The sequence below is a fragment of the Yersinia alsatica genome, from assembly GCF_025133195.1.
Lineage (GTDB): Bacteria > Pseudomonadota > Gammaproteobacteria > Enterobacterales > Enterobacteriaceae > Yersinia > Yersinia alsatica.
On the sequence record NZ_CP104006.1, the window covers coordinates 203316 to 225852 of the forward strand.

Sequence of the window (22537 nt, forward strand, 5' to 3'; positions counted from 1 at the left end):
TCATGGTTAAGTATGAAAATAAAGACCCGCTGATGTTAGCCAGACTATTACCGAATCAATCTGTAGCTCTGATTTTGGCGGGAGGGCGCGGTACACGACTGAAAGATCTGACCGATAAGCGGGCTAAACCTGCGGTACATTTTGGCGGTAAATACCGCATTATCGATTTTGCCCTGTCTAATAGCCTGAATTCCGGTATCCGTCGTATCGGTGTTATTACTCAGTATCAATCCCATACTCTGGTTCAGCATATTCAACGTGGCTGGTCATTCCTCAATGAGGAGATGAACGAGTTTGTTGATTTACTGCCCGCCCAGCAACGCAGTAGTTCTGAGCAGTGGTATAGAGGCACGGCGGATGCGGTTTATCAGAATCTGGACATTATTCGCCGCTATAACGCCAAATATATTGTCATTCTGGCCGGTGATCACATTTACAAAATGGATTACTCGCGCATGTTAATTGACCATGTGGAGAAGGGGGGAGAATGTACCGTCGCTTGTATTCCGGTGCCAATTAAAGAAGCCAATGAGTTTGGGGTCATGGAAGTGGATGAGAATTATCAGATAACCGAGTTCTTTGAAAAGCCACAGGCTCCTCCGGCGATGCCGGGCCGTCCGGATATGGCTTTAGCGAGTATGGGCATCTATATTTTCAATGCCGACTATCTGTTTAAATTATTAGAAGAAGACCGGAATACACCGGAATCCAGCCATGATTTTGGTAAAGATTTAATACCAAAGCTCACTGAGCAAAGAGTCGCTTACGCGCATCCGTTTGATCTTTCCTGTGTGACATCCAATCATGAATTGCCGCCTTATTGGCGTGATGTTGGGACGTTAGACGCCTATTGGCGCGCTAACCTTGATTTAGCTTCGGTGACCCCTGAACTGGATATGTATGACCGCGACTGGCCAATTCGCACTCATATGGAGCCGCTGCCTCCCGCCAAATTTGTGCAAGACCGCTCTGGTAGTCATGGCATGACCATGAACTCGCTGGTGTCTGGTGGCTGCATTGTTTCAGGTTCGGTAGTGGTGCATTCAGTGCTATTCCCGAGGGTTCGGGTGAATTCGTTCTGTACTATTGATTCCTCGGTGTTGTTGCCAGATGTTCATATTGGGCGCTCATGTCGTTTACGCCGTTGCATTATTGACCGAGCCTGTCATATTCCTGAAGGGATGGTTATTGGGGAGAATGCGGATGAAGACAGCGCCCGTTTTTACCGTTCAGAGGGCGGAGTGGTGTTAGTGACCCGCGATATGCTGGCGAAATTAGCAGCAAAATAGAGCTATTTCATTTATCAGATTAGTTTTTTATACCCCAAGCCATTGGAGTGGCAGGTAGGCAGCAAGTGAACGAATCCCGATGAGCTTACACAGGTAACGGGTGAGCGAACGAAGCTAACAACCCTGCCACTTCAATTAAGCAGGGTATAATTAGGAGTGATAATGCGGGTCTTACATGTATGTTCCGAGCTGTTCCCCTTATTGAAAACCGGTGGATTGGCTGACGTTGTTGGTGCTTTACCTGCCGCCCAAATTGCTGAAGGGGCTGATGTTAGGGTCATGCTGCCCGGTTTCCCTGATTTGCGCCGCGGTATTCCTGACACCGTGTTAGTCAGGGAGATTGATACCTTTGCTGGCCGTGTCTCTTTACGTTATGGGCATTACCAGGGGATTGGTATTTATCTGATTGATGCTCCGGGCCTTTATGATCGAGCCGGTAGCCCTTATCACGACCAATCTTTGCACTCTTACGCCGATAATTATCGTCGTTTTGCACTACTGGGGTGGATGGCTTGTGAACTGGCTTGTGGGCTTGATGGTTACTGGCGTCCCGAGGTTGTACATGCCCACGATTGGCATGCTGGGCTAGCCTGTGCTTATCTTGCCGCCCGTGGCCGCCCTGCACGATCCGTATTTACCGTCCATAATTTGGCTTATCAGGGGCTGTTTTCTGGCAAGCATCTGGCCGAGTTACAACTGCCCGCCGCATTCTTTCAAATGTACGGATTAGAGTTTTATGGCCAAATTTCCTATCTGAAAGCCGGGTTGTTCTTTGCTGACCATGTCACCACGGTCAGCCCGACTTATGCCAAGGAAATTACTCAACCCGCTTTTGGCTATGGTATGGAAGGGTTACTGCAAGAACGAGCGAGCCAAGGGCGGTTGACGGGTATCCTCAATGGTGTCGATAGTGACATTTGGGACCCGCAGACTGACGCCTTGTTGCATGCCCGCTATGACGCAGAAAACCTGCAAAAGAAAGCGGTAAATAAAGTGCATCTGCAAACCACGATGGGGTTGGAGGTGACAGAGAAGAAACCTGTTTTTGCTGTTGTCAGCAGGTTAACGGCGCAAAAAGGGTTGGATTTAGTGCTAGAGGCTTTGCCAGATTTATTGAAATTGGGCGGGCAACTGGCCGTGCTGGGAGCTGGAGATGCCATTCTACAAGAGGAGTTTTTGGCAGCAGCGGCAGATTACTCCGGTCAGGTTGGGGTACAAATTGGCTATCACGAGGCATTTTCTCACCGAATTATTGCCGGTGCCGATGTGATTCTGGTACCTAGCCGTTTTGAGCCTTGTGGGTTAACACAGTTGTATGGTTTGAAATATGGCACTTTGCCACTGGTCCGGCGTACGGGCGGGTTGGCAGATACCGTGGTGGATTGCGCGCTAGAAAATCTGGCAGATGGCAGCGCCTCGGGGTTTGTGTTTGATGAATGCGATGCCCAGGCATTAGTGCAGGCGATACGCCGTGCTTTTGTGCTGTGGAGCCGGCCAAAACATTGGCGCCATGTTCAGCGCCACGCGATGGGATTGGACTTTGGTTGGCAAGTAGCAGCGGCAGAATATCTGTCACTTTATCGGCGTCTTTAATTGCTGGTTGGTTAGAAATACGATGGCTTGTAACCACGAATTGGGAAAACCGCTATGACATCACCGTTCAGTTATACCTCACCCGTAGTCAGTGTGGATGCGCTGAAACACTCTATTGCTTACAAATTGATGTTTATTGTTGGCAAAGATCCTTCTATTGCGACTCAGCATGATTGGCTGAATGCGACGCTATTTGCTGTGCGTGACCGGATGGTCGAACGCTGGCTGCGCTCTAATCGCGCGCAATTATCACAAGATGTCCGGCAGGTTTATTATCTGTCGATGGAATTCTTATTGGGGAGAACTCTCTCTAATGCACTGTTATCGATGGGGATTTATGAAGATATCGAGCAAGCATTGGATGAGATGGGCCTTAATCTATCTGAATTGCTACAAGAGGAAAACGATCCCGGCTTAGGCAATGGTGGGTTAGGGCGTCTGGCGGCCTGTTTCCTGGATTCTCTGGCAACCTTGGCCCTGCCGGGTCGTGGCTATGGTATCCGCTACGAATATGGCATGTTCAGCCAGAAAATAGTTAATGGGCAACAGATGGAGTCGCCGGATAACTGGCTGGAATATGGCAATGCCTGGGAATTCCCACGGCACAATACTCGTTATAAAGTGCGTTTTGGTGGGCGTATTCAGCAGGAGGGCAGTAAAACCCGCTGGCTGGAAACCGAAGAAATTCTCGCCTGTGCCTATGATCAAATCATTCCTGGTTTTGATACAGACGCGACTAATACATTGCGCTTATGGTCTGCGCAGGCCAGTAATGAAATCAATCTGGGTAAATTTAATCAGGGCGATTACTTTGCTGCGGTTGAAGATAAAAACCATTCAGAAAACGTATCGCGGGTGCTATACCCCGATGACTCGACTTACTCCGGGCGCGAATTGCGTTTACGGCAAGAGTACTTTTTAGTTTCCGCGACGGTGCAGGATATCCTCAGCCGCCATTGGACGATGCACCAGACATTCGACAATCTGGCCGATAAGATTGCTATTCACCTGAATGATACTCACCCGGTGCTCTCTATCCCTGAAATGATGCGCTTGTTGATTGACGAGCATAAGTTTAGCTGGATGGATGCTTGGGATGTGGTGCAGCAAGTTTTCTCTTACACCAACCACACGCTAATGAGCGAAGCCCTGGAAACGTGGCCAATCGATATGATCGGCAAAATCCTGCCACGGCATCTACAAATTATCTTTGATATCAATGACCATTTCCTCAAGCTGGTGCAGGAACAGTATCCAAACGAACCTGGCCTGCTGTCGCGGGTGTCGATCATTGATGAGAGTAATGGCCGACGGGTACGCATGGCGTGGCTCGCGGTGATTGCCAGCCATAAAGTTAACGGCGTTTCTGCCCTACACTCCGAATTGATGGTGCAGTCGTTATTTGCTGATTTTGCCCGCATCTTCCCTAACCGTTTCTGTAATAAAACCAACGGGGTAACGCCGCGGCGCTGGTTAGGGCTGGCTAACCGACCATTGGCGACGGTATTGGATGAGACTATCGGCCATAACTGGCGAACTGATTTGGACCAACTGAGTGAATTGACGAAGAATCTCGACTACCCGAGCTTCTTACAGGCGCTGCAAAAAGCCAAGTTGGAGAATAAAAAACGGTTGGCGACCTATATTGCTGAAAAGCTAAATATTGTGGTGAACCCAGCGGCGCTATTTGATGTGCAAATCAAACGTATCCATGAGTACAAACGGCAACTGCTGAATGTGCTGCATGTCATCACCCGCTATAACCGCATTCTTGAAGCACCAGATGAAAAATGGGTGCCAAGAGTGGTAATTTTTGCCGGTAAAGCGGCTTCTGCTTATTACAATGCTAAACAAATCATTCGGCTGATCAATGATGTAGCCAAGGTGATCAACAATGATCCGCGGATTAATAATCTGCTGAAAGTGGTGTTTATCCCAAACTACAGTGTCAGTTTGGCGCAGTTGATCATTCCAGCGGCGGATCTCTCTGAACAGATCTCGCTGGCGGGTACCGAGGCTTCGGGTACCAGTAATATGAAGTTTGCACTCAATGGGGCGCTCACTATTGGTACCTTGGATGGGGCCAATGTCGAGATCCTTGAGCATGTGGGCGAGGATAATATCTTTATCTTCGGTAACACCACCGAGCAGGTCGAGGCGCTGCGGAAGAGTGGTTATAACCCACGGAAATATTACGATGACGACCCAGAATTGCATCTGGCATTGACACAGATTGCGACCGGAGCTTTCAGCCCGGAAGAGCCTAATCGCTATACCAGTCTGTTTGATTCACTGGTCAATCTGGGGGATCACTATCAATTGCTGGCTGATTATCGCAGCTATGTGGATACTCAAGAGAAAGTCGATGCGCTTTATCGCCACCCTGATGAATGGACGCGCAAAACGTTGCTCAACATTGCCAATATGGGGTATTTCTCTTCAGACCGGACCATCGAAGAGTATGCCGATGAGATTTGGCATATTAAGCCTATCCGACTGTAATTAAGATAAGTATTGAGCCAAGAAAACCCCCTCTAAGAGGGGGTTTTTAGTTGAAGGGTAAAACGCAGTGTTATCAGGAAACCAGCGAAAGAGTTTGCTGTTTCTCTGCTTGCGCGGCTGCCAGCCACTGAGCAACACGCTGTTTTTGCGCCTCATCCAAGGTCATGCCCAGTTTGGTACGACGCCAGATTGCATCATCGAGCTCGACAACCCACTCTTTTTCGACCAAATAGCGTAATTCAGCTTCATATAAGCCATGACCGAAGTGCTCACCCAAGCTCTCAATGCTGGTGGCATCAGCTAGAATAAGCTCACTGTGGCTGCCATAAGTGCGGGTATAGCGACGTGCCAGAGCTTCTGGTAACCAGTTATAACGATGGCGCAACTGCACGGTATAGTTGTCACGGTTGCCACCAATATCCCCACCCGGTAGCGAGCCGGTTTTCGTCCACGCAGGGCCGACATTTGGGTAATAACCAGACAGTTTTTCCAAGGCGTGTTCCGCCAGCTTGCGATAGGTGGTCAGCTTGCCGCCAAACACGGACAGCAGTGGCGCTTTGCCGCCTTCATCAGCGACATCCAGTGTGTAGTCGCGGGTAACTGCTTGCGGTGAATCTGACTCATCATCACACAGCGGACGGACACCCGAGTATGTCCAGACAATATCGTCACGGCCCAGCTGCTTTTTAAAGTGGTCGTTATACACTTTAAGCAGATAATCAATTTCCTGGTCGTCAATTTTCACCTCTTTCGGGTCGCCGTGATATTCCACGTCGGTGGTGCCGATGATGGAATACTCATCCAACCATGGAATGACGAAGACAATGCGGTGATCTTCATTTTGTAAAATATAAGCTTGCGGCTGATTGTGAACCCGTGGGACGACAATATGGCTGCCTTTAATCAGGCGAATGCCATACGGCGATTTCAGCTTCAGGCCGTCATCAAAGAACTGTTTGACCCATGGGCCGGTGGCATTGACCAAGCCTTTGGCCCGCCAAGTAAAGGTCTTGCCGGTATTCACATCAATGGCTTCAACCATCCACAGGCCTTGTTCACGCCAGGCGCGGGTCACTTTGGTGCGAGTACGGACTTCTCCACCGCGCTCAACCACTTCTTGCGCATTCAATACCACTAAGCGGGCATCATCTACCCAGCAGTCAGAATATTCGAAACCGCGCACCAGTTCTGGCTTCAATACTGATTCTGGCCCAAAACGCAGCCCTTTACTGGCTGGCAGGCTGGTACGTTTGCCGAGATGATCGTACAAGAATAAACCGGTACGAATCATCCACGCCGGGCGCAGATGGGGCTGATGAGGTAGGCGAAAGCGCATTGGGAAGGCGATATGCGGAGCCAGTTTCAGCAAGACTTCACGTTCAGCCAGCGCTTCACTCACCAGACGGAATTCATAATGTTCCAGATAGCGTAAGCCACCGTGGATAAGTTTAGAGCTAGCGGAAGACGTAGCACAGGCCAAGTCTTGCGCTTCCAGCAGCAGAACGGACAGGCCACGCCCTGCAGCATCCGCTGCGATGCCAGCACCGTTAATACCGCCACCGATCACGATCAAGTCTTTGGTTTCCATGCTTACTCCCTCCGGATGTTCGAAACAGCTCTTTAATGTTCGTTTTCGCTCACGATTGTAATCAAAAACCAACAAACAAGCCAAGAGTTAACCAAAAAAAAACATTCCCCCGTGATGGAGGTAACAGTTTTGTTATCAAGATGTGGGGGGATTGGAATTGGAATTGAGATTAGTGAACGGTTCGGTTGTTAAAGCTTCATGGTCCACTTAATCTCCGCCGCCTCAACCGGTCAAGGGTGTGTGAGCGCACACCCTTAACAATCCCGCGCCTACGCACGTATCGCTAGCCCACTTCGTGGGTGCCCTCGATTCATCATTTCTCTGGCGGGACGGCTTTATTCGCATCCCTGCTCACGACGCCTCAACCCGCCGTCCATGGCGGGTTGCCCTAGTTACATTCTTCACTCGGCTGCTCAAATGTGCTTTTAAATATTAAGGTCAAAACCCTGGTTTTTGGATTTTGATATTGAGCGCAATCAGGAATATTGCCGACAAGGATGGAGGGTAGAGTGAGCGGGCATGGACGCCCGCGAAAAGCGCGCTTGAGCATGGATGCGAATCGCGCTGGCTCGTTAGCCCGAAAGACGCAGAAGGTTTACCCGTAGGGCAATATTTCGCGCAAGCCGCAGGTGCAGGAGGGCCGGCTTGCCCTCCTGCTCGGTTGAGGTGATGAAAGTAAGATGACCACTGAACGATTATCAACCGAAACAATAATCTGAACTTTACTAATATGAAAACTAAAGCTTCAGCAAAGTTCTAATTGAACTTCATGCTGCTCAATAATCTTCATCACACTGGCGGGTGGCAATTGATCAGTAAACAGATAGTCGATCAAATTCATATTCCCCAGATTCACCATCGCATTACGGCCAAACTTGGAATGGTCGGTTACCAGCATCACACAGCGGGAGTTTTCGATAATCGCCCGTTTGGTCCGCACTTCATGGTAATCAAACTCTAGCAGGGAGCCGTCCATGTCGATACCGCTGATACCGAGGATGCCGTAATCAAGACGGAATTGAGAAATGAAATCCAGTGTGGCTTCGCCGATAATCCCACCATCGCGGGTACGGACTTCACCACCGGCTAAAATCAGCCGGAAATCCTCTTTTGCTGTGAGCAAGGTGGCAACATTCAGATTGTTAGTGACCACTCGCAGACCCTTATGATTCATTAGGGCATGAGCGACCGCCTCTGGCGTGGTACCGATATCAATAAATAATGTCGCGCCATCGGGGATCTGGCTGGCAACGCGCTGGGCAATACGCGCTTTTTCTTCCGACCACATCACTTTACGATCGTTATAAGCCGCATTGACTGAGCTGGAAGGTAGTGCCGCCCCACCATGATGGCGGTGAATTTTGTTTTGATCTGCCAAATCATTCAAATCGCGTCGGATGGTTTGCGGGCTAACGGCAAAATGTTCCACTAGCTCTTCAGTGCTGACGTAACCCTGCTGGCGTACCAATTCAATAATCGCATCATGTCGCTGCGTTTGCTTCACGGTAATCCCCTAATGCGCCTGGTTGTTCCAGGCAGTTATTGTGCGGTTTTCGCGCTATTACGCGTATCCCAAAATGCCATCAGTAGCCCAATAATCAGACCTGAAACATGCGCTGCATTGGCAATCGACAGACCTAAAATATCGAAATATCCGGCAACCAGCCAGAGAACAGAGAAAGCCATCAAACCACGCGGCAGTGAGATACCGCGCTCGGGTGCGCGTTCGCCGGTCAGCCAGACATAGCCCATTAAGGCATAGACCACCCCAGAAAGACCGCCGAAATTCACACCACTAAACAGTGATTGCCCCCAACCACTAAATAAGGCAGAAACAATAGTTAATACCAGCAACTTGCCGGTGCCAAGTCGTTTTTCCATCTGCCCGGCGAGATACCACCACCACATCAGATTAAACAGGATATGCAGCAGTGAAAAGTGCAATAAAGCATGGCTGACCCAACGCCAGATTTGCAGATATTGACTGCTATCGCGTGGCCACGCCAACCAAGACATCACTGCGGCATCACCGACCATTTGCATCAGAATATAGATGGCAATACACAGCACCATGACACTCAGAGTTAATGGCCCGGCCTGGCTACGAATAGTTTGGAGATAGGAAAAGCGCTGGTAAGGCAAATTAGAGTGCAGATTGCCCGATTGCCAACTGGCCGCCTGATAGCGCGGATTGAGAGGGTCCAGTAAAAACTGCTCTAATTCGTGTTGCACCAAGGACAATTGCTCGTCGTCAGCGAGCCAAATTTCAGCTCCCTGAGTATCGGGCCGAACTTCCAGTGCCACATTACGGGTGGCCATATAGTCAACAAAAGCCTGCGCCAGACGTAGATTAGATATTGCGATTACACGAATCATATTTTATTACCGCCTATGCCCATCATCTTTCAAGTTGCAGCTGTATTGGCTGGTCTCGGTTACTCTAATCACTGACTTGCTACCTTCCCGCAACTGCAATGACTTTGGGTATAGATATTCTGAATACGACCAAAGTACTTAAAAATATCATAATTTGTTTGTTCGTTGCGAATAGCTGCGCATAAACGAACAATAAAGATCAGGCATTTTCACGAATGATTTCTTGCGGATAGTTTTTGGCCCAAGCTTCAAACCCACCATCAATGCTATAAACTGCCTCAAAGCCTTGCTGGAGTAGATACTGAGCCGCGCCTTTGCTGCTGTTTCCGTGATAACACATCACCATCACCGGTTGTTCAAAGTCGGTTTGCTGCATAAAGGTATGTAAACTGCTGTTGGTCAGATGGAATGCTTCTGGTGCGTGGCCTGCCTCGTAACTTTGTGGATCGCGGATATCAACTAAAACGACCTGGTTTTCTTTCAAACGGGTATGCGCTTGCTCAACGCTAATTGTTTCAAACTGCTCCATTTTTTTGCCCTAATGCAGATGAGTCATATTTATACGTCATTGTAAGCGATTTTTGGTTAATAAAAACCAACAAGTTATATAGGGTTATGTTTATCACACTCTATGTTTCTATTTTATAAATTAAGCGAGTTTACAAAAGAATTTTTAGATGTGAAGGGTAGTCTTATCTGAAATAGATTCAGAGGCACTTATTATGGGTGATATAACAACCGGGTATTTTGCTAACCACAAGTTAAATATTAATGACATAAATTCCCTTCAAAATAGTCCAGAGACGTTTAAACCTCAATTGACGATTAAAGAGGCGATTATAGATTTCGTAAGGAAATTATTATTTCTTGATACAAAAAGTCATGCACTATCTGACCTGAATAGGCACCTATATGAAAATCATCTAACATATAGCCCAATGGAAATATTAACTATTTTTGATAAAATATTGCCAGCTGAGTTGAAAAGCAATATGAGTTTTTTCATTCATTACGAAAACAATGATAAGAAGATAAAAAGCCTGGAGATCGTTTGTAGCGGTAAGTTTTTAAGAATAGAACCTGAACAGTATTGGCTCACAATAGCGGATGAAGAGATAATAAAAAACTCAGCATTTAATATTTATGAAGTGACTGATAAAGTAAACAATGGTAATTCTACCTCTGAAAATTGTAAAGCATATAGCGAAATAACTAAAGAAGCTTTCATTAAGAATGAATTAATTAAACTTTTTGATGAGTGGTCAGTTGCTAATGAATATGATAAGAAAAGTTATAATGCTACTCTGATGACTAACCTCTACACCAGTGAGATTGAACGGTTTATTTTTCGAGTTGATGGTCATTGTCGATTAGATATATCCCTAAAAGAGGTTGGTCATCAATTAATAATGAATGCCCGTGCTGAATATGGTGCACAAATAAATGCAAGTGCTAGTAACTTCAAGATTAATAGTCACTTTACCCTTTGTCCATATTCTGAACTCACTAAAGCAATGACAAATATTGATAATAAATTAAATACTATCCTAAAAGGGGACTACCCGCATTATGATCGACAGGATCGGCGTATTTATATTGAACCAATATTAACAGAGATAAAAAAATTAAATCTATTAATTCAATGTGACAACATCATAAGAATGATGGCGGTTGAAATAACCTCAGGTGAGGGAAGTACAGCATCCACGTCTCAACATTTAAGCGATATGTTGAAGAATGCAGAGTTACTTTATCATAATGAAATTGATATTGCATTTGATCAGGAACAGGTTATTTTAATTTCTAATGATTTAGATGCTATCAAAAGAAATATAATTACTAAAATACACGATCCTAATAATCCAGAAAAAAGAATAAAATATATTGATTTGATTGTTAATGCATTGAGGGAAGAAGGGAATTATTTTGTGGGTAGGGAAGCGAAAATAGAAAGCGAAAGAATTAATAGAGAGATAAGTAATATTAATATTCTTCGTGAATATTGTGAAAAGATCATTGATATGAGCGAAAATATCCTAACCTAGAGAGCCAGCTCATCATTATAGAACAGATAAAAAGCAGGGCGTATTCGCCCTGCAACTTAAACATACCCCATCATTTGTAATAATCGCTGTGCTTGCTGCACGGCTTCCTGCCGATGGGCGACCCCCAGTTTTTGATACAAATTACGTATGTGTGTTTTTATGGTGGTGGCCGCCACCTCTAGCTCACCCGCGATTTGATCATTACTGTAGCCAGAGTAAATCAGCCCCAGCACCTGCCATTCGCGTTGGGTTAGCGGGCTGGTGCGGATAAGCTCTGGCACTTGTGGGTGAGTCAGCAACTTATCGACGAAGATCTCATCAAAATGGGCGAACTTGTGCCGATGATGCTGATTAATGTCTTTTAGGATGCGCTGGGCACGATGCTGTTCCAGCTCGGGCAATGCATTTAGCTGAATCAGTTGCCGCAGCTGTTGTGCCATTGCTTCACCTTCAATCACAAAGTGGCTAATAAAACCGGTGCGATTGGCTAATGACAGTGACTCAATCAGCGCTTTTTGTGCTTCACTTTTACGTTCGGTTTGCCAGTAAAGAATGTTACTTAACAATAGATTACGATTAAGGTCACTGGTTAAACGCAAGCGGCGGGCATTTTCATTCAGTTCTTCCAGCACCACTTCTGCTTCATTATATCGGCCCAACATAATCTGTATCCGGGCAATATTGCGCCACTGGCCCTGCAAAAAGTGGTTATCAGCCATGCCGGGTTTTTCTGCCTGACGTAGCCAGTTGGCTGCGGCGACTTTATCTCCGGTCATTTGCCAGTGAATAACCCGTGGTTTATCAGCATTGGTTATCCAGTCGAGATGATACTGGCTGCCATGTTGCAATGCTTCGCAGCGCTGAATATACATATTGGCATTATCCAGATCCCCTCGGGCCAGCGAACATTTTGCCAGCATCGCCAGACACTGTAATTGCTGCTGTGGCTGGTAGTTGACCAGAATTTCGATACCTTTACGTGCCGCTTCTTCGGCCTCATCTAGTCGCGACCACGACCATAAAATTTGAGAGCGAATACGCAGTAAGAATTCATGCATTGGCAACTGCTCAAGATGCTGTTCATGAATCAAATCAAAGGCTTTATCTTGTGTTTCATAGGCGGCTTGCAGGAACCCTTGCGCAATAAGAATCTCGCTTTGTTGCAATAACGCCCATAAAGCATAGTGATAGGCTTCGTGCCGACGGGCCATTTGCTCAGTTTGTTGCATCATCGGCAGCGCCCGGCTGAGTTCCCCTTTGCAATGGTGAACTTCCCCAGTCACCGAGGTGGCAACAATCCGGCTGTAAAAATTCGCCATCGGCAGGTACTTCAGGGCATCCGTTGCCAGCTTTTCAGCTTCATCCGGCTTACCGGCATTGATAGCGACTTGGGCGCGTAGCGCATCAAACTCTGCACGTAAAATCTCATCGATAGGAATTTTTCGTTCCTGCATGGCTGATTCTGCGCGCTCTAGCAGTGTATTGACCTCGCCATAGCGGTGCTGGCTCTGTGCCAGCCAAGCCTGTAGCAAGGCCAGTTCAGGGTTTTGCACCAATAGCGAATAGGGCAGGGCGACCAGACATTGCTCCAGTAGTGCCAACTCACTGTGATTAAATAGCGTCCAGGCATGTTGCAGTAAAATATCACGCAGCATGCCGACATCGCCCGCGGCCAGTGCATGATGGATAGCTTCAGCCGGATAACCCAGCGCCATCCAACCCTCAGCTGCCGCATGGTGTAAATCCGGCAGTTCCAGTGCCAATTCCCATTGGCAGCGCTGGCGCAGGAAAGTGGCAAATAATGGATGGAAACAGAACCATTCACCACTGTCATCCATGCGGTGAATAAATAGCCCTTGGCGCTCTAACTCTTCCAGCCGCTGTTGACCATTATCTTCACCGGTCAGGCGTACAATCAGAGCATCATTCATAGAACGCAATACTGAGCAGCGCAGTAGGAAGGCGCGGTAATCACTATCAACCTGATCCAACACTTCATCGACCAGATAATCCGACAAATGGCTGGCATTCAGTCCGGCCAGACGTTTTGCCGATTTTTGCGCCGAGGAGTTGGGCTGACGCGAGGAGAGCGCAATCAGTTGCAGGGCGGTCGCCCAGCCTTCAACTTCATCACACAGGCGGCTGCTATCCCCTTGCTCCAGTGGCACAGGCAGACGGCAGTCAAAAAATTGTTGCGCTTCCTGATGATTAAATGCCAGTTGCTGCATCCCCAACTCTAACAGTTGGTCGCGCACCCGCAGGTTAGCAATACCCAATGGTGGCAAGGTGCGGGACAGCAAGATCAGCGTTAAATTTTCCGGCTGATGGCGCAGGAAGAAACGCATAGCTTCATGAATGGCATCATTGGTGATCAGATGAAAATCATCAATGACCAGATAAAGCGGGCCATGCCAATCGGAAAGCTCGATAAATAGTTGTGCAAACAGCGCAGAAAGGCTGGCGTATTGATGTTTTTGGCTGAGTGCTTCACTTTTACTGCAATGGCCGCCGGTCGCCAATTGTATGGCGGCGATCAGGTAGGTTGCGAAACGCTCTGGCTGATTGTCGCTTTCATCCAGAGAATACCAACCGAGATTTGATTGATCTGCGGCCCACTGAGCGATTAAGGTTGTTTTGCCGTACCCAGCCGGGCAATTTATTAATGTCAGACGATAGTTTGCGACACCTGATAACTTAACCAACAAGCGGTCGCGTATCACGGTATTTTGCAGCCGTACCGGGCGGCTCAGTTTCGATGGAATCAGCATGCTGTGTCCGGTTTAAAAGAGATCCGGTGAGAAGACGTCCTGACGATTGATATGTCCATTTGTAGTGAAATGTTACAGGCATTCATAAGAGTAATTATTTTTAGCCTCGTAATTAATCAGCACTGCTAAGGTCTGATAACGGCCATATTATTGCAATAGAGTTAATGTTTCCTATGGCTGTAAGTTGCACCGGATCACAATTTTAGCTACGCCCTGCGACTCATCCCCAGCTAATCCCCTAGCAGGATGATGCTCTTGTCCGTTCTCATTGGCAGGATAAGGGTAAAATTACCCCACTCACAGGATAGAGACTTCCCTATGTCACAGCCTATGCTTAAAAAGGACGATTTTCTGGCCGCACTGACCCGCCAGTGGCAGCGCTTTGGCTTAACCTCCGCTCAGCAAATGACCCAACACCAATGGTGGGAAGCTGTCAGCGCAGCCTTAGCCGAACAATTGTCGGCTCAGCCAGCACCAGGTAAAGCCAAAAAAATACAGCGCCATGTTAACTACATTTCGATGGAGTTTTTAATTGGTCGTTTAACGGCAAATAACCTGATTAACCTGGGATGGTATGACCAAGTGGAGGCTCTGCTAGCGGAGCAGCAAGTTAATCTCAGTGACCTGCTGGAGCAGGAAACTGACCCGGCATTGGGCAATGGTGGCTTGGGGCGTCTTGCGGCTTGTTTCCTTGATTCAATGGCGACGGTTGAGCAGCCGGCTACCGGTTATGGCCTGAATTATCAATACGGCCTGTTCCGCCAATCTTTCAGTGAATGTAAACAGCAAGAAGCGCCAGACAACTGGCAGCGCGAGAGCTACCCGTGGTTCCGGCACAATGCTGCACTGGCTGTTGATGTCGGTTTTGGTGGCAAGCTGGAGAAACAAGCTGATGGCCGCCAGTTATGGCGTCCAGATTTTACTATTCGCGGTGAAGCTTGGGATTTACCGGTATTGGGCTTTCGCAATGGTGTCACGCAACCTCTGCGTTTATGGCAAGCCACCCATCAACATCCATTTGATTTAACTAACTTTAATGACGGTAAATTCCTGCTTGCAGAGAAAAATGGTGTTGAAGCAGAAAAGCTGACCAAAGTGTTGTATCCGAATGACAACCATCTGGCCGGTAAGCGCCTGCGCCTGATGCAGCAATATTTCCAGTGTGCTTGTTCTGTTGCCGACATCTTGCGTAAGCATCATCTGGCGGGCCGTAAGCTGGCTGAGTTGCCAGACTACGAAGTGATTCAGCTGAATGATACTCACCCAACTATCGCTATCCCTGAAATGTTGCGGGTGCTGCTGGATGAGCATCAACTGGATTGGGATGCCGCTTGGGCCATTACCAGCAAAACCTTCGCCTATACTAACCATACCCTGATGCCAGAAGCCCTTGAGTGCTGGGATGAGAGACTGGTCCGCAGCCTGTTGCCTCGCCATTTTGTCATCATCAAGCAGATCAATGTGCAGTTTAAAAAGTTGGTCGATAAGCAATGGCCGGGAAATGACGAGGTGTGGGCTAAGCTGGCAGTACACCATAACAAGCAAGTGCGCATGGCCAATCTGTGTGTGGTCAGCGGCTTTGCTGTCAACGGTGTCGCACAGCTGCACTCAGATCTGGTTATCAAAGATCTGTTCCCGGAATACTATCAATTATGGCCAAATAAATTCCACAATGTTACTAATGGTATTACCCCGCGCCGCTGGTTGAAGCAATGTAACCCCGCACTTTCTACTTTGATTGATGACACTTTAAAAGTGGAATGGGCGAATAATTTAGATGCATTAGCCGGGCTTGAGTCTTTTGCTGAAGATAAGGATTTTTGCCAACGCTATCAGCAGATTAAATATGACAACAAAGTTAAGCTCGCTGAATATATTCAACGTGTTATGGGGATCACCATTAACCCGAATGCCATCTTTGATGTGCAGATTAAGCGGTTGCATGAATATAAGCGTCAGCATTTGAATCTGTTGCATATTCTTTCGCTGTATCGTCAAATTCGTGACAATCCGCAGTTGGATATTGCACCGCGCGTATTCCTGTTTGGTGCGAAAGCAGCGCCGGGTTACTATTTAGCCAAGAACATTATTTATGCTATTAATCAGGCGGCTGAGAAGATCAATAACGATCCGATCGTGAAAGATCGTCTGAAGGTGGTCTTTATCCCTGACTACCGGGTTTCAGTCGCAGAATTGATGATCCCAGCGGCCGATGTGTCCGAGCAGATTTCGACCGCCGGTAAAGAAGCCTCTGGTACTGGTAACATGAAATTGGCACTGAATGGCGCATTGACGGTGGGTACCTTAGACGGTGCCAACGTAGAAATTGCTGAGCAGGTGGGTGACGAGAATATCTTTATTTTCGGCAACACGGTTGAGCAAGTAAAAGCTATTCTGGCGAAAGGTTATAAGCCGCAAAAATACCTGAAAACTGATGCACACCTGAAAAGCATTCTGGATGAGTTAGCCAGTGGGGCGTTCAGCGATGGTGATAAACATGCCTTTGACATGATGTTGCATAGCTTGCTGGAAGGGGGTGACCCTTATCTGGTACTGGCTGATTTTGCTTCATATTGTCAGGCGCAGAAACAAATCGATGCCCTGTACCGCGATAAAGACGAATGGACCCGCCGTACCATTCTTAACACTGCACGGGTAGGAATGTTCAGTTCTGACCGTTCAATTCGTGATTACCAACAGCGAATCTGGCAAGCCAAACGTTAAGGAGAAGACTGCATGGATCGTAAATCGCTCGATCAAGCAGCGACACTGGCAGGGATATCCGCCAGCTATATTAATGCGCATGGTAAGCCGCAAGCTATTTTGCCGGAAACTAAGCAGCAATTATTGGCGGCGATGGGGCGCTTGAATGTGCCCCATGATACTCAGACAGAAAAAGCACCATTACCGGTAGTGAAAGTCTTTACTTTTGGCAGCCCGATGCAGTTACCAATGGCGGGTTCGGGTGATTATCACTGGCAGTTGCAGACTGAAAAAGGTGATTTACATCAAGGGCGTATCAGTGCGAAAAAAACACTGACACTGCCAGCATCCTTACCACAAGGTTATCACCGTTTAGTGTTGGAGCAGGGCTTACAACAGTGGCAGTGTTCGGTTATCGTCGCCCCGAAACGTTGCTATGAGCCAGATGCACTGCTGGCAGGGAAAAAGCTGTGGGGAGCTTGCGTGCAGCTCTATACCCTGCGCTCAGAACACAACTGGGGTATTGGTGACTTTGGCGACTTAAACCAGATGCTGGAACAGGTCGGAGAGCGTGGCGGTGCTTTTATCGGGCTTAACCCGATTCACGCGTTGTATCCGGCCAATCCACAAAGTGCCAGCCCTTATAGCCCGTCATCAAGGCGCTGGCTGAATGTGATTTATATCGACGTAAATAGTGTGGATGAATTTCAACACAGTGAAGCCGCGCAGCTCTGGTGGCATCAGCCTGAGACTCAAGGTGTGCTGGCCAACATTCGGGCCAGTGACTGGGTCGATTATCCGCAGGTTATGCAACTCAAATTAACGGCTTTACGTTTGGCATTCCCGCTGTTTACCGCCCGTAAAGCAAAAGATGCACGGGTGCTGGCATTTCATAAGTTTGTTGAGCAAGGGGGCACGAGCCTGCATCAACAAGCCGCTTTTGATGCCTTGCATGCTCATTTGAGCAAAAATGACCCGATGATGTGGGGCTGGCCGGTGTGGCCGGAAAAATATCGTGACGGGCATAGCAGTGCAGTGGCTGAATTTTGCCGTGAATATGCTGATGAAGTGAATTTCTATCTGTGGTTGCAGTGGCTGGCCGCCAGCCAGTTTGATGATTGCTTCCGCGCCAGTCAGGCACGAAAAATGCCACTGGGTTTGTATCGTGATTTGGCGGTGGGTGTGGCGGAAGGTGGCGCTGAAACCTGGTGTGACCGCGAGCTGTATTGCCTTAAAGCGTCCGTGGGTGCGCCGCCTGATATTTTAGGGCCGCTGGGCCAGAACTGGGGCTTGCCACCGATGGACCCTCACGTCATGGTCGCTCGTGCTTATCAGCCTTTCATTGATTTGCTGCGCGCCAACATGACCAGTTGCGGAGCTCTGCGCATTGACCATGTGATGGCGGTATTGCGCTTATGGTGGATTCCCTATGGGCAAACTGCCGACCAGGGAGCCTATGTCAAATATCCGGTGGATGATTTGCTGGCAATACTGGCTTTGGAGAGTCAGCGTCATCACTGCATGGTGATTGGCGAAGATTTGGGCACGGTTCCGGTAGAGATTGTTGGCAAGTTGCGCGACAGCGGGGTGTATTCCTACAAGGTGCTCTATTTCGAGCATGACAGTGAGAATACCTTCCGTGCACCGCAATCTTATCCGGTACAGGCGATGGCAACCATCACCACCCATGACCTGCCGACACTGCGCGGTTATTGGCAAAGTGATGATTTGACGTTGGGGAATAAGCTGGGGTTATATCCAGACCAACAGATATTGAAGCAGCTTTATCTTGATAGAGAACGGGCGAAGCAAGGCTTGCTGGAAGGGCTGCATCATTATGATTGCGTGCCGAAGAAAGTGGGCCATAAGGCGTCGTTGCTGGCAATGAGCCCGGTTCTTAACCGCGGATTGCAACGTTATGTTGCAGATAGCGCCAGCGCACTACTGGGCTTGCAGCCGGAAGATTGGCTGGACATGGCAGCGCCGGTCAATATTCCCGGAACCAGTGATGAATACCCAAACTGGCGGCGTAAGCTGACGGCAACATTGGAAGAGATGTTTGCTGACAGCCAGGTTAATCGCTTATTGAAAGATTTGGATAAGCGGCGCAAGAACGTTTCGGCTGGGTAATATTGGCCTAATTTTTTGATTAACAAGTGAAAGGGCAATCGCACTTAGCGGCGCTTCCCCTTTGTTTTGCATATCATCTTGTCAGCCAAAAGAGATTAGCCAAAATCATTGGTGTTACAGCAAGGCAGCAAACGAACAAATCCCGATGAGCTGACACAGGTCAGTGATTCGGGTGCGTGAGTGCAGCTAACACCGCTGTTGCCAAGTCAGAAGAAAGAGATTAGCCAAAGTCATTGGTGTTACAGCAAGGCAGCCAGCGAACAAATCCCGATGAGCTGACACAGGTCAGTGATTCGGGTGCGCGAGTGCAGTTAACACCGCTGTCGCCAAGTCAGAAGAAAGAGATTAGCCAAAGTCATTGGTGTTACAGCAAGGCAGCCAGCGAACAAATCCCGATGAGCTGACACAGGTCAGTGATTCGGGTGCGCGAGTGCAGCTAACACCGCTGTCGCCAGATCAGAAGAAAGAGATTAGCCAAAGTCATTGGTGTTACAGCAAGGCAGCCAGCGAACACATCCCGATGAGCTGACACAGGTCAGTGATTCGGGTGCGTGAGTGCAGCTAACACCGCTGTAACGCCAAGGACGAAGGCTAATAATTAGTAGTAAGAGTGCTCGCCACGCTGATGCTCGGTCAAATCTCTCACGCCCTTCAATTCTGGGAATTTCTGCAACAGCTCTTTCTCGATGCCTTCTTTCAGGGTCACATCGACCATGGAGCAACCGTTACAACCGCCACCAAATTGCAGGATAGCCAACGCATCCGGCGTGATTTCCATCAAGGTGACACGACCACCGTGACCCGCCAATTGTGGGTTAATCTGCGATTGCAGAACATACTCAACCCGCTCCATCAGCGGCGCATTGTCGTCCACTTTGCGCATTTTGGCATTCGGGGCTTTCAGGGTGAGCTGAGAACCTAGCTGGTCAGTCACGAAGTCAATTTCAGCGTCTTCCAGATAAGGGACACTGAGTTCATCGACATAGGCCGACAACTGCTCAAACTTCAGTTCGGTATCTGTTGCTTCAACAGCATCCGGTGGGCAATAAGACACACCGCATTCAGCGGTTGGCGTACCGGGGTTGATAACAAATACGCGGATTTGGGTGCCTTCTTCTTGGTTTGCCAACAGTTTGGCAAAATGAGATTGTGCTGCGTCTGTTATTGTGATCATGGCATCTGCTCAATAGTTGACTATTCTTGTCGGTTATAATACGCCCATTGTTAGGGTGACTACAAGGTTCGGCAGATACACCAAACCTGTAATGAGGCAATCCCCTGAGCCCATAGTAGCTTGGCGATCTCATTCAGTGTACTGCCAGTGGTCACGACATCATCTAGCAGAGCAATATGTTGGCCGCGAACGGTCTCCATACAGCGAAAAGCTCCACGCATATTTTTACGTCGTGCGGCGGCAGTCAATTGCTGCTGAGCGGGTGTTGCACGAATGCGCTGTAAGGTCATATTGCTATAGTGACAGCCAAGCCAGTGTGCCAGTGGCCGAGCTAACAGATCTGTCTGGTTATAGCCACGCCGCCAGCAACGCCAGCGGTGGAGCGGCACACTGATGATTCTGTCCGGTTTGATGACCTTGCCCATGCGCCAGTTATCGAGCCAGCGCAGTAATAATAAACGTGCCAGTACCGGTGCCAGTGGGGCTACGCCGCTAAATTTTAACCGTTTTATCAACTGATTCAATGGGGGCGCGTAATCGCTAACAAAAGTGATGCTACTCCAAGGCGGTGGGTTGCCAAGGCAGCGGCCACAAAGCAAAACACGGTTATGACTCGGCAAGCCGCAGCAAGGACAGCAGGGCGGCAATGAGGGCAGATGGCGGCGGCAGTAGCAACAAATACCGTGCTTTGGGTGATATAACGGCTGCTGGCATAGCCAACACTGGCTGGCGATTGTTAGCATAGACATCTTCCTTGATGAAGGGCTAAGGCGACAGGATACTAACGCATGAAACAACTTTATTGGAACATCTGCGGCGAAGGTAGTCGCGATCTTGTGTTGCTGCACGGATGGGGGCTGAATGCGGGGGTATGGCATTGCATAATTGACAGACTTGCGCCGCATTTTCGCCTGCACTTAGTCGACCTCCCCGGCTATGGGCGCAGTAAAGGCTTCTCTGCGATGTCGTTGACTGACATGGCCGACATCGTATTACAGCAAGCGCCACCACAGGCTTTGTGGCTGGGCTGGTCGATGGGCGGGTTAGTGGCCAGTCAGATAGCCTTAAGTCACCCAGAACGTGTTCAGGGGCTGATAACGGTCTCTTCTTCTCCGTGTTTTACTGCTCATGCTGAGTGGCCGGGGATTCGGCCAGAAGTGTTGGCTGGGTTCGAGCAACAACTCAGTGAGGATTTCCAGCGCACGGTAGAGCGTTTTTTGGCATTACAAACGCTGGGCACCGAAAGCGCACGTCAGGATGCTCGCCTGTTGAAAGCCGTGGTGCTGCAACATCAAATGCCGGAAGTCGATGTCTTGACCGGCGGGCTGGAAATTTTGCGCACGGCTGATTTACGCCAGGGTCTGGCAATATGCACAGTCCCCTTCTTGCGAATTTATGGTTATCTGGATGGGTTAGTCCCGCGCAAAGTAGCTTCATTGTTAGACAGTGCATGGCCAGAGACTCAGTCCGTCGTGATGAAAGGCGCGGCCCATGCTCCCTTTGTTTCCCATCCGGATGATTTTTCAAAATTAATTTTAGATTTCTCGCAACAGAATCAAGCCTGATACCTGCTGTTCAGTATTTTCTGGGGTGTGTACCAAAAGTAAGAAAACGCTGAAAAAGATAAAGTGGATGAATTTAATCGGCTATTAAATGGCTAATTATTAAATTTGTTTAATAATTAAGATGGCTTTACACACATTATCCATTTATTTGAGAGGTACTTGGCATGACTTTATTAAAAAATCTGGCAGTCGCTCTGGTGGTGTCGGGCGTTTCTTTTGGCGCAATGGCGGCAAAAGAAATTACCAAAGAAGAAGCAAAAAACTATGAAAAAATTGGCACAATAACGACTTCAGGTGAAGCTACATCGCCAATGGACGTGAAAGAAGAGCTATCAAAAATGGCGGATGAAAAAGGCGGTAAGTATTATGTAATTATCGCTGAGCGTGAGAAGAAGAAATTTGATGCCGATGCGGATGTCTATAAATAAGCATTCGTTTTTACCTAGCGTGGCTAGGGTCACGCCAATGATAAGTAAGATAAATATAAAGAGATGCTCAACGCATCTCTTTTCCGTTTTAATGAGGCTATTTCAGTTGGTAAACCACGGTACTGCAATGATTCTGTCCCTCTGGGCAGCTCTTACAACTGCCGGTAAGACATCCGCTATTATCCTGCTCAATGCGTTCAATCTTACCCATAGCTGTCAGCCGTTCTAACATGGCCTCAACCAGAGGCAGTGGCATCGCTAATTGATGACTAAGCTGAGTTGCGTCAGCACTGCCACTGAGGGCGATTGCATCACGCAATTGCAGTAGGCTTGCCATGTAGCTCCTCCTATTGATCACTCTGCCAAGGGTATTTAG

At 48.3% G+C, this 22537-nt stretch carries 17 protein-coding genes; 9 read left to right on the forward strand and 8 right to left on the reverse strand.

Going from position 1 to position 22537, the window contains the following annotated elements:
- The first annotated feature begins 2 nt into the window (after nt 1-2).
- The 3 genes from glgC to glgP all read left to right on the forward strand — a co-directional run bounded on the left by glgC (nt 3) and on the right by glgP (nt 5384).
- Nucleotides 3-1289 carry a glucose-1-phosphate adenylyltransferase gene (gene glgC / locus N0H69_RS00810; RefSeq protein ID WP_050110651.1) on the forward strand — a complete coding sequence of 429 codons (1287 nt, stop codon included), beginning with the start codon at nt 3-5 and terminating at the stop codon, nt 1287-1289.
- 162 nt (nt 1290-1451) lie between these two features.
- Nucleotides 1452-2882: a glycogen synthase GlgA gene (gene glgA, locus N0H69_RS00815; RefSeq protein ID WP_050123713.1), complete on the forward strand. Its 1431-nt coding sequence runs from the start codon at nt 1452-1454 to the stop codon at nt 2880-2882.
- Between the two features lie 54 nt (nt 2883-2936).
- Nucleotides 2937-5384, forward strand: a complete 2448-nt coding sequence (gene glgP / locus N0H69_RS00820; protein ID WP_050110647.1) for a glycogen phosphorylase — start codon at nt 2937-2939, stop codon at nt 5382-5384.
- Nucleotides 5385-5457: 73 nt separating this feature from the next.
- Here the strand turns inward: glgP and glpD are convergent, their stop codons facing one another.
- The 4 genes from glpD to glpE all read right to left on the reverse strand — a co-directional run bounded on the left by glpD (nt 5458) and on the right by glpE (nt 9877).
- Nucleotides 5458-6972 carry a glycerol-3-phosphate dehydrogenase gene (gene glpD / locus N0H69_RS00825; protein WP_050135307.1) on the reverse strand — a complete coding sequence of 505 codons (1515 nt, stop codon included), beginning with the start codon at nt 6970-6972 and terminating at the stop codon, nt 5458-5460.
- 745 nt (nt 6973-7717) lie between these two features.
- A complete protein-coding gene (locus N0H69_RS00830; protein WP_050099532.1) occupies nt 7718-8476 on the reverse strand; it encodes a DeoR/GlpR family transcriptional regulator in 759 nt (252 codons plus the stop codon).
- 35 nt (nt 8477-8511) lie between these two features.
- Nucleotides 8512-9348, reverse strand: coding sequence for a rhomboid family intramembrane serine protease GlpG (gene glpG, locus N0H69_RS00835; RefSeq protein ID WP_050111090.1), 837 nt, complete (start codon nt 9346-9348; stop codon nt 8512-8514).
- Between the two features lie 199 nt (nt 9349-9547).
- Nucleotides 9548-9877 carry a thiosulfate sulfurtransferase GlpE gene (glpE, locus tag N0H69_RS00840; RefSeq protein ID WP_050123717.1) on the reverse strand — a complete coding sequence of 110 codons (330 nt, stop codon included), beginning with the start codon at nt 9875-9877 and terminating at the stop codon, nt 9548-9550.
- 193 nt (nt 9878-10070) lie between these two features.
- Here glpE and N0H69_RS00845 point away from each other — a divergent pair, with 193 nt between their 5' ends.
- On the forward strand, nt 10071-11393 hold the full coding sequence (locus N0H69_RS00845; RefSeq protein ID WP_050152326.1) for a hypothetical protein: 1323 nt from the start codon (nt 10071-10073) through the stop codon (nt 11391-11393).
- A gap of 56 nt (nt 11394-11449) precedes the next feature.
- Here the strand turns inward: N0H69_RS00845 and malT are convergent, their stop codons facing one another.
- Complete coding sequence (gene malT / locus N0H69_RS00850; protein WP_050146053.1) at nt 11450-14161, reverse strand: HTH-type transcriptional regulator MalT; 2712 nt, start codon at nt 14159-14161, stop codon at nt 11450-11452.
- 318 nt (nt 14162-14479) lie between these two features.
- On the opposite strand from malT, the gene malP reads away from it, so the two are divergent.
- The 3 genes from malP (at nt 14480) to N0H69_RS00865 (ending at nt 19398) form a co-directional block, all read left to right on the forward strand.
- Nucleotides 14480-16885, forward strand: coding sequence for a maltodextrin phosphorylase (gene malP, locus N0H69_RS00855; protein ID WP_050111085.1), 2406 nt, complete (start codon nt 14480-14482; stop codon nt 16883-16885).
- A 12-nt stretch (nt 16886-16897) separates the two neighbouring features.
- A complete protein-coding gene (gene malQ, locus N0H69_RS00860; RefSeq protein WP_050123721.1) occupies nt 16898-18994 on the forward strand; it encodes a 4-alpha-glucanotransferase in 2097 nt (698 codons plus the stop codon).
- A 236-nt stretch (nt 18995-19230) separates the two neighbouring features.
- Nucleotides 19231-19398, forward strand: coding sequence for a hypothetical protein (locus N0H69_RS00865; protein WP_179210443.1), 168 nt, complete (start codon nt 19231-19233; stop codon nt 19396-19398).
- A 194-nt stretch (nt 19399-19592) separates the two neighbouring features.
- Here N0H69_RS00865 and nfuA read toward each other — a convergent pair whose 3' ends face one another.
- Both nfuA and gntX read right to left on the reverse strand, forming a co-directional pair.
- A complete protein-coding gene (nfuA, locus tag N0H69_RS00870; RefSeq protein ID WP_050099539.1) occupies nt 19593-20168 on the reverse strand; it encodes a Fe-S biogenesis protein NfuA in 576 nt (191 codons plus the stop codon).
- A gap of 59 nt (nt 20169-20227) precedes the next feature.
- A complete protein-coding gene (gene gntX, locus N0H69_RS00875) occupies nt 20228-20911 on the reverse strand; it encodes a DNA utilization protein GntX (protein ID WP_050152351.1) in 684 nt (227 codons plus the stop codon).
- A 45-nt stretch (nt 20912-20956) separates the two neighbouring features.
- Between gntX and bioH the strand changes: the two genes are divergently transcribed.
- Entirely contained in the window at nt 20957-21733 is a 777-nt protein-coding gene (bioH, locus tag N0H69_RS00880; RefSeq protein WP_050111082.1) for a pimeloyl-ACP methyl ester esterase BioH, read from the forward strand.
- Between the two features lie 164 nt (nt 21734-21897).
- Nucleotides 21898-22161 carry a YdgH/BhsA/McbA-like domain containing protein gene (locus tag N0H69_RS00885; protein ID WP_050111081.1) on the forward strand — a complete coding sequence of 88 codons (264 nt, stop codon included), beginning with the start codon at nt 21898-21900 and terminating at the stop codon, nt 22159-22161.
- Between the two features lie 97 nt (nt 22162-22258).
- Here the strand turns inward: N0H69_RS00885 and N0H69_RS00890 are convergent, their stop codons facing one another.
- Nucleotides 22259-22498, reverse strand: a complete 240-nt coding sequence (locus tag N0H69_RS00890) for a FeoC-like transcriptional regulator (protein ID WP_050111080.1) — start codon at nt 22496-22498, stop codon at nt 22259-22261.
- Nucleotides 22499-22537 lie beyond the last annotated feature (39 nt).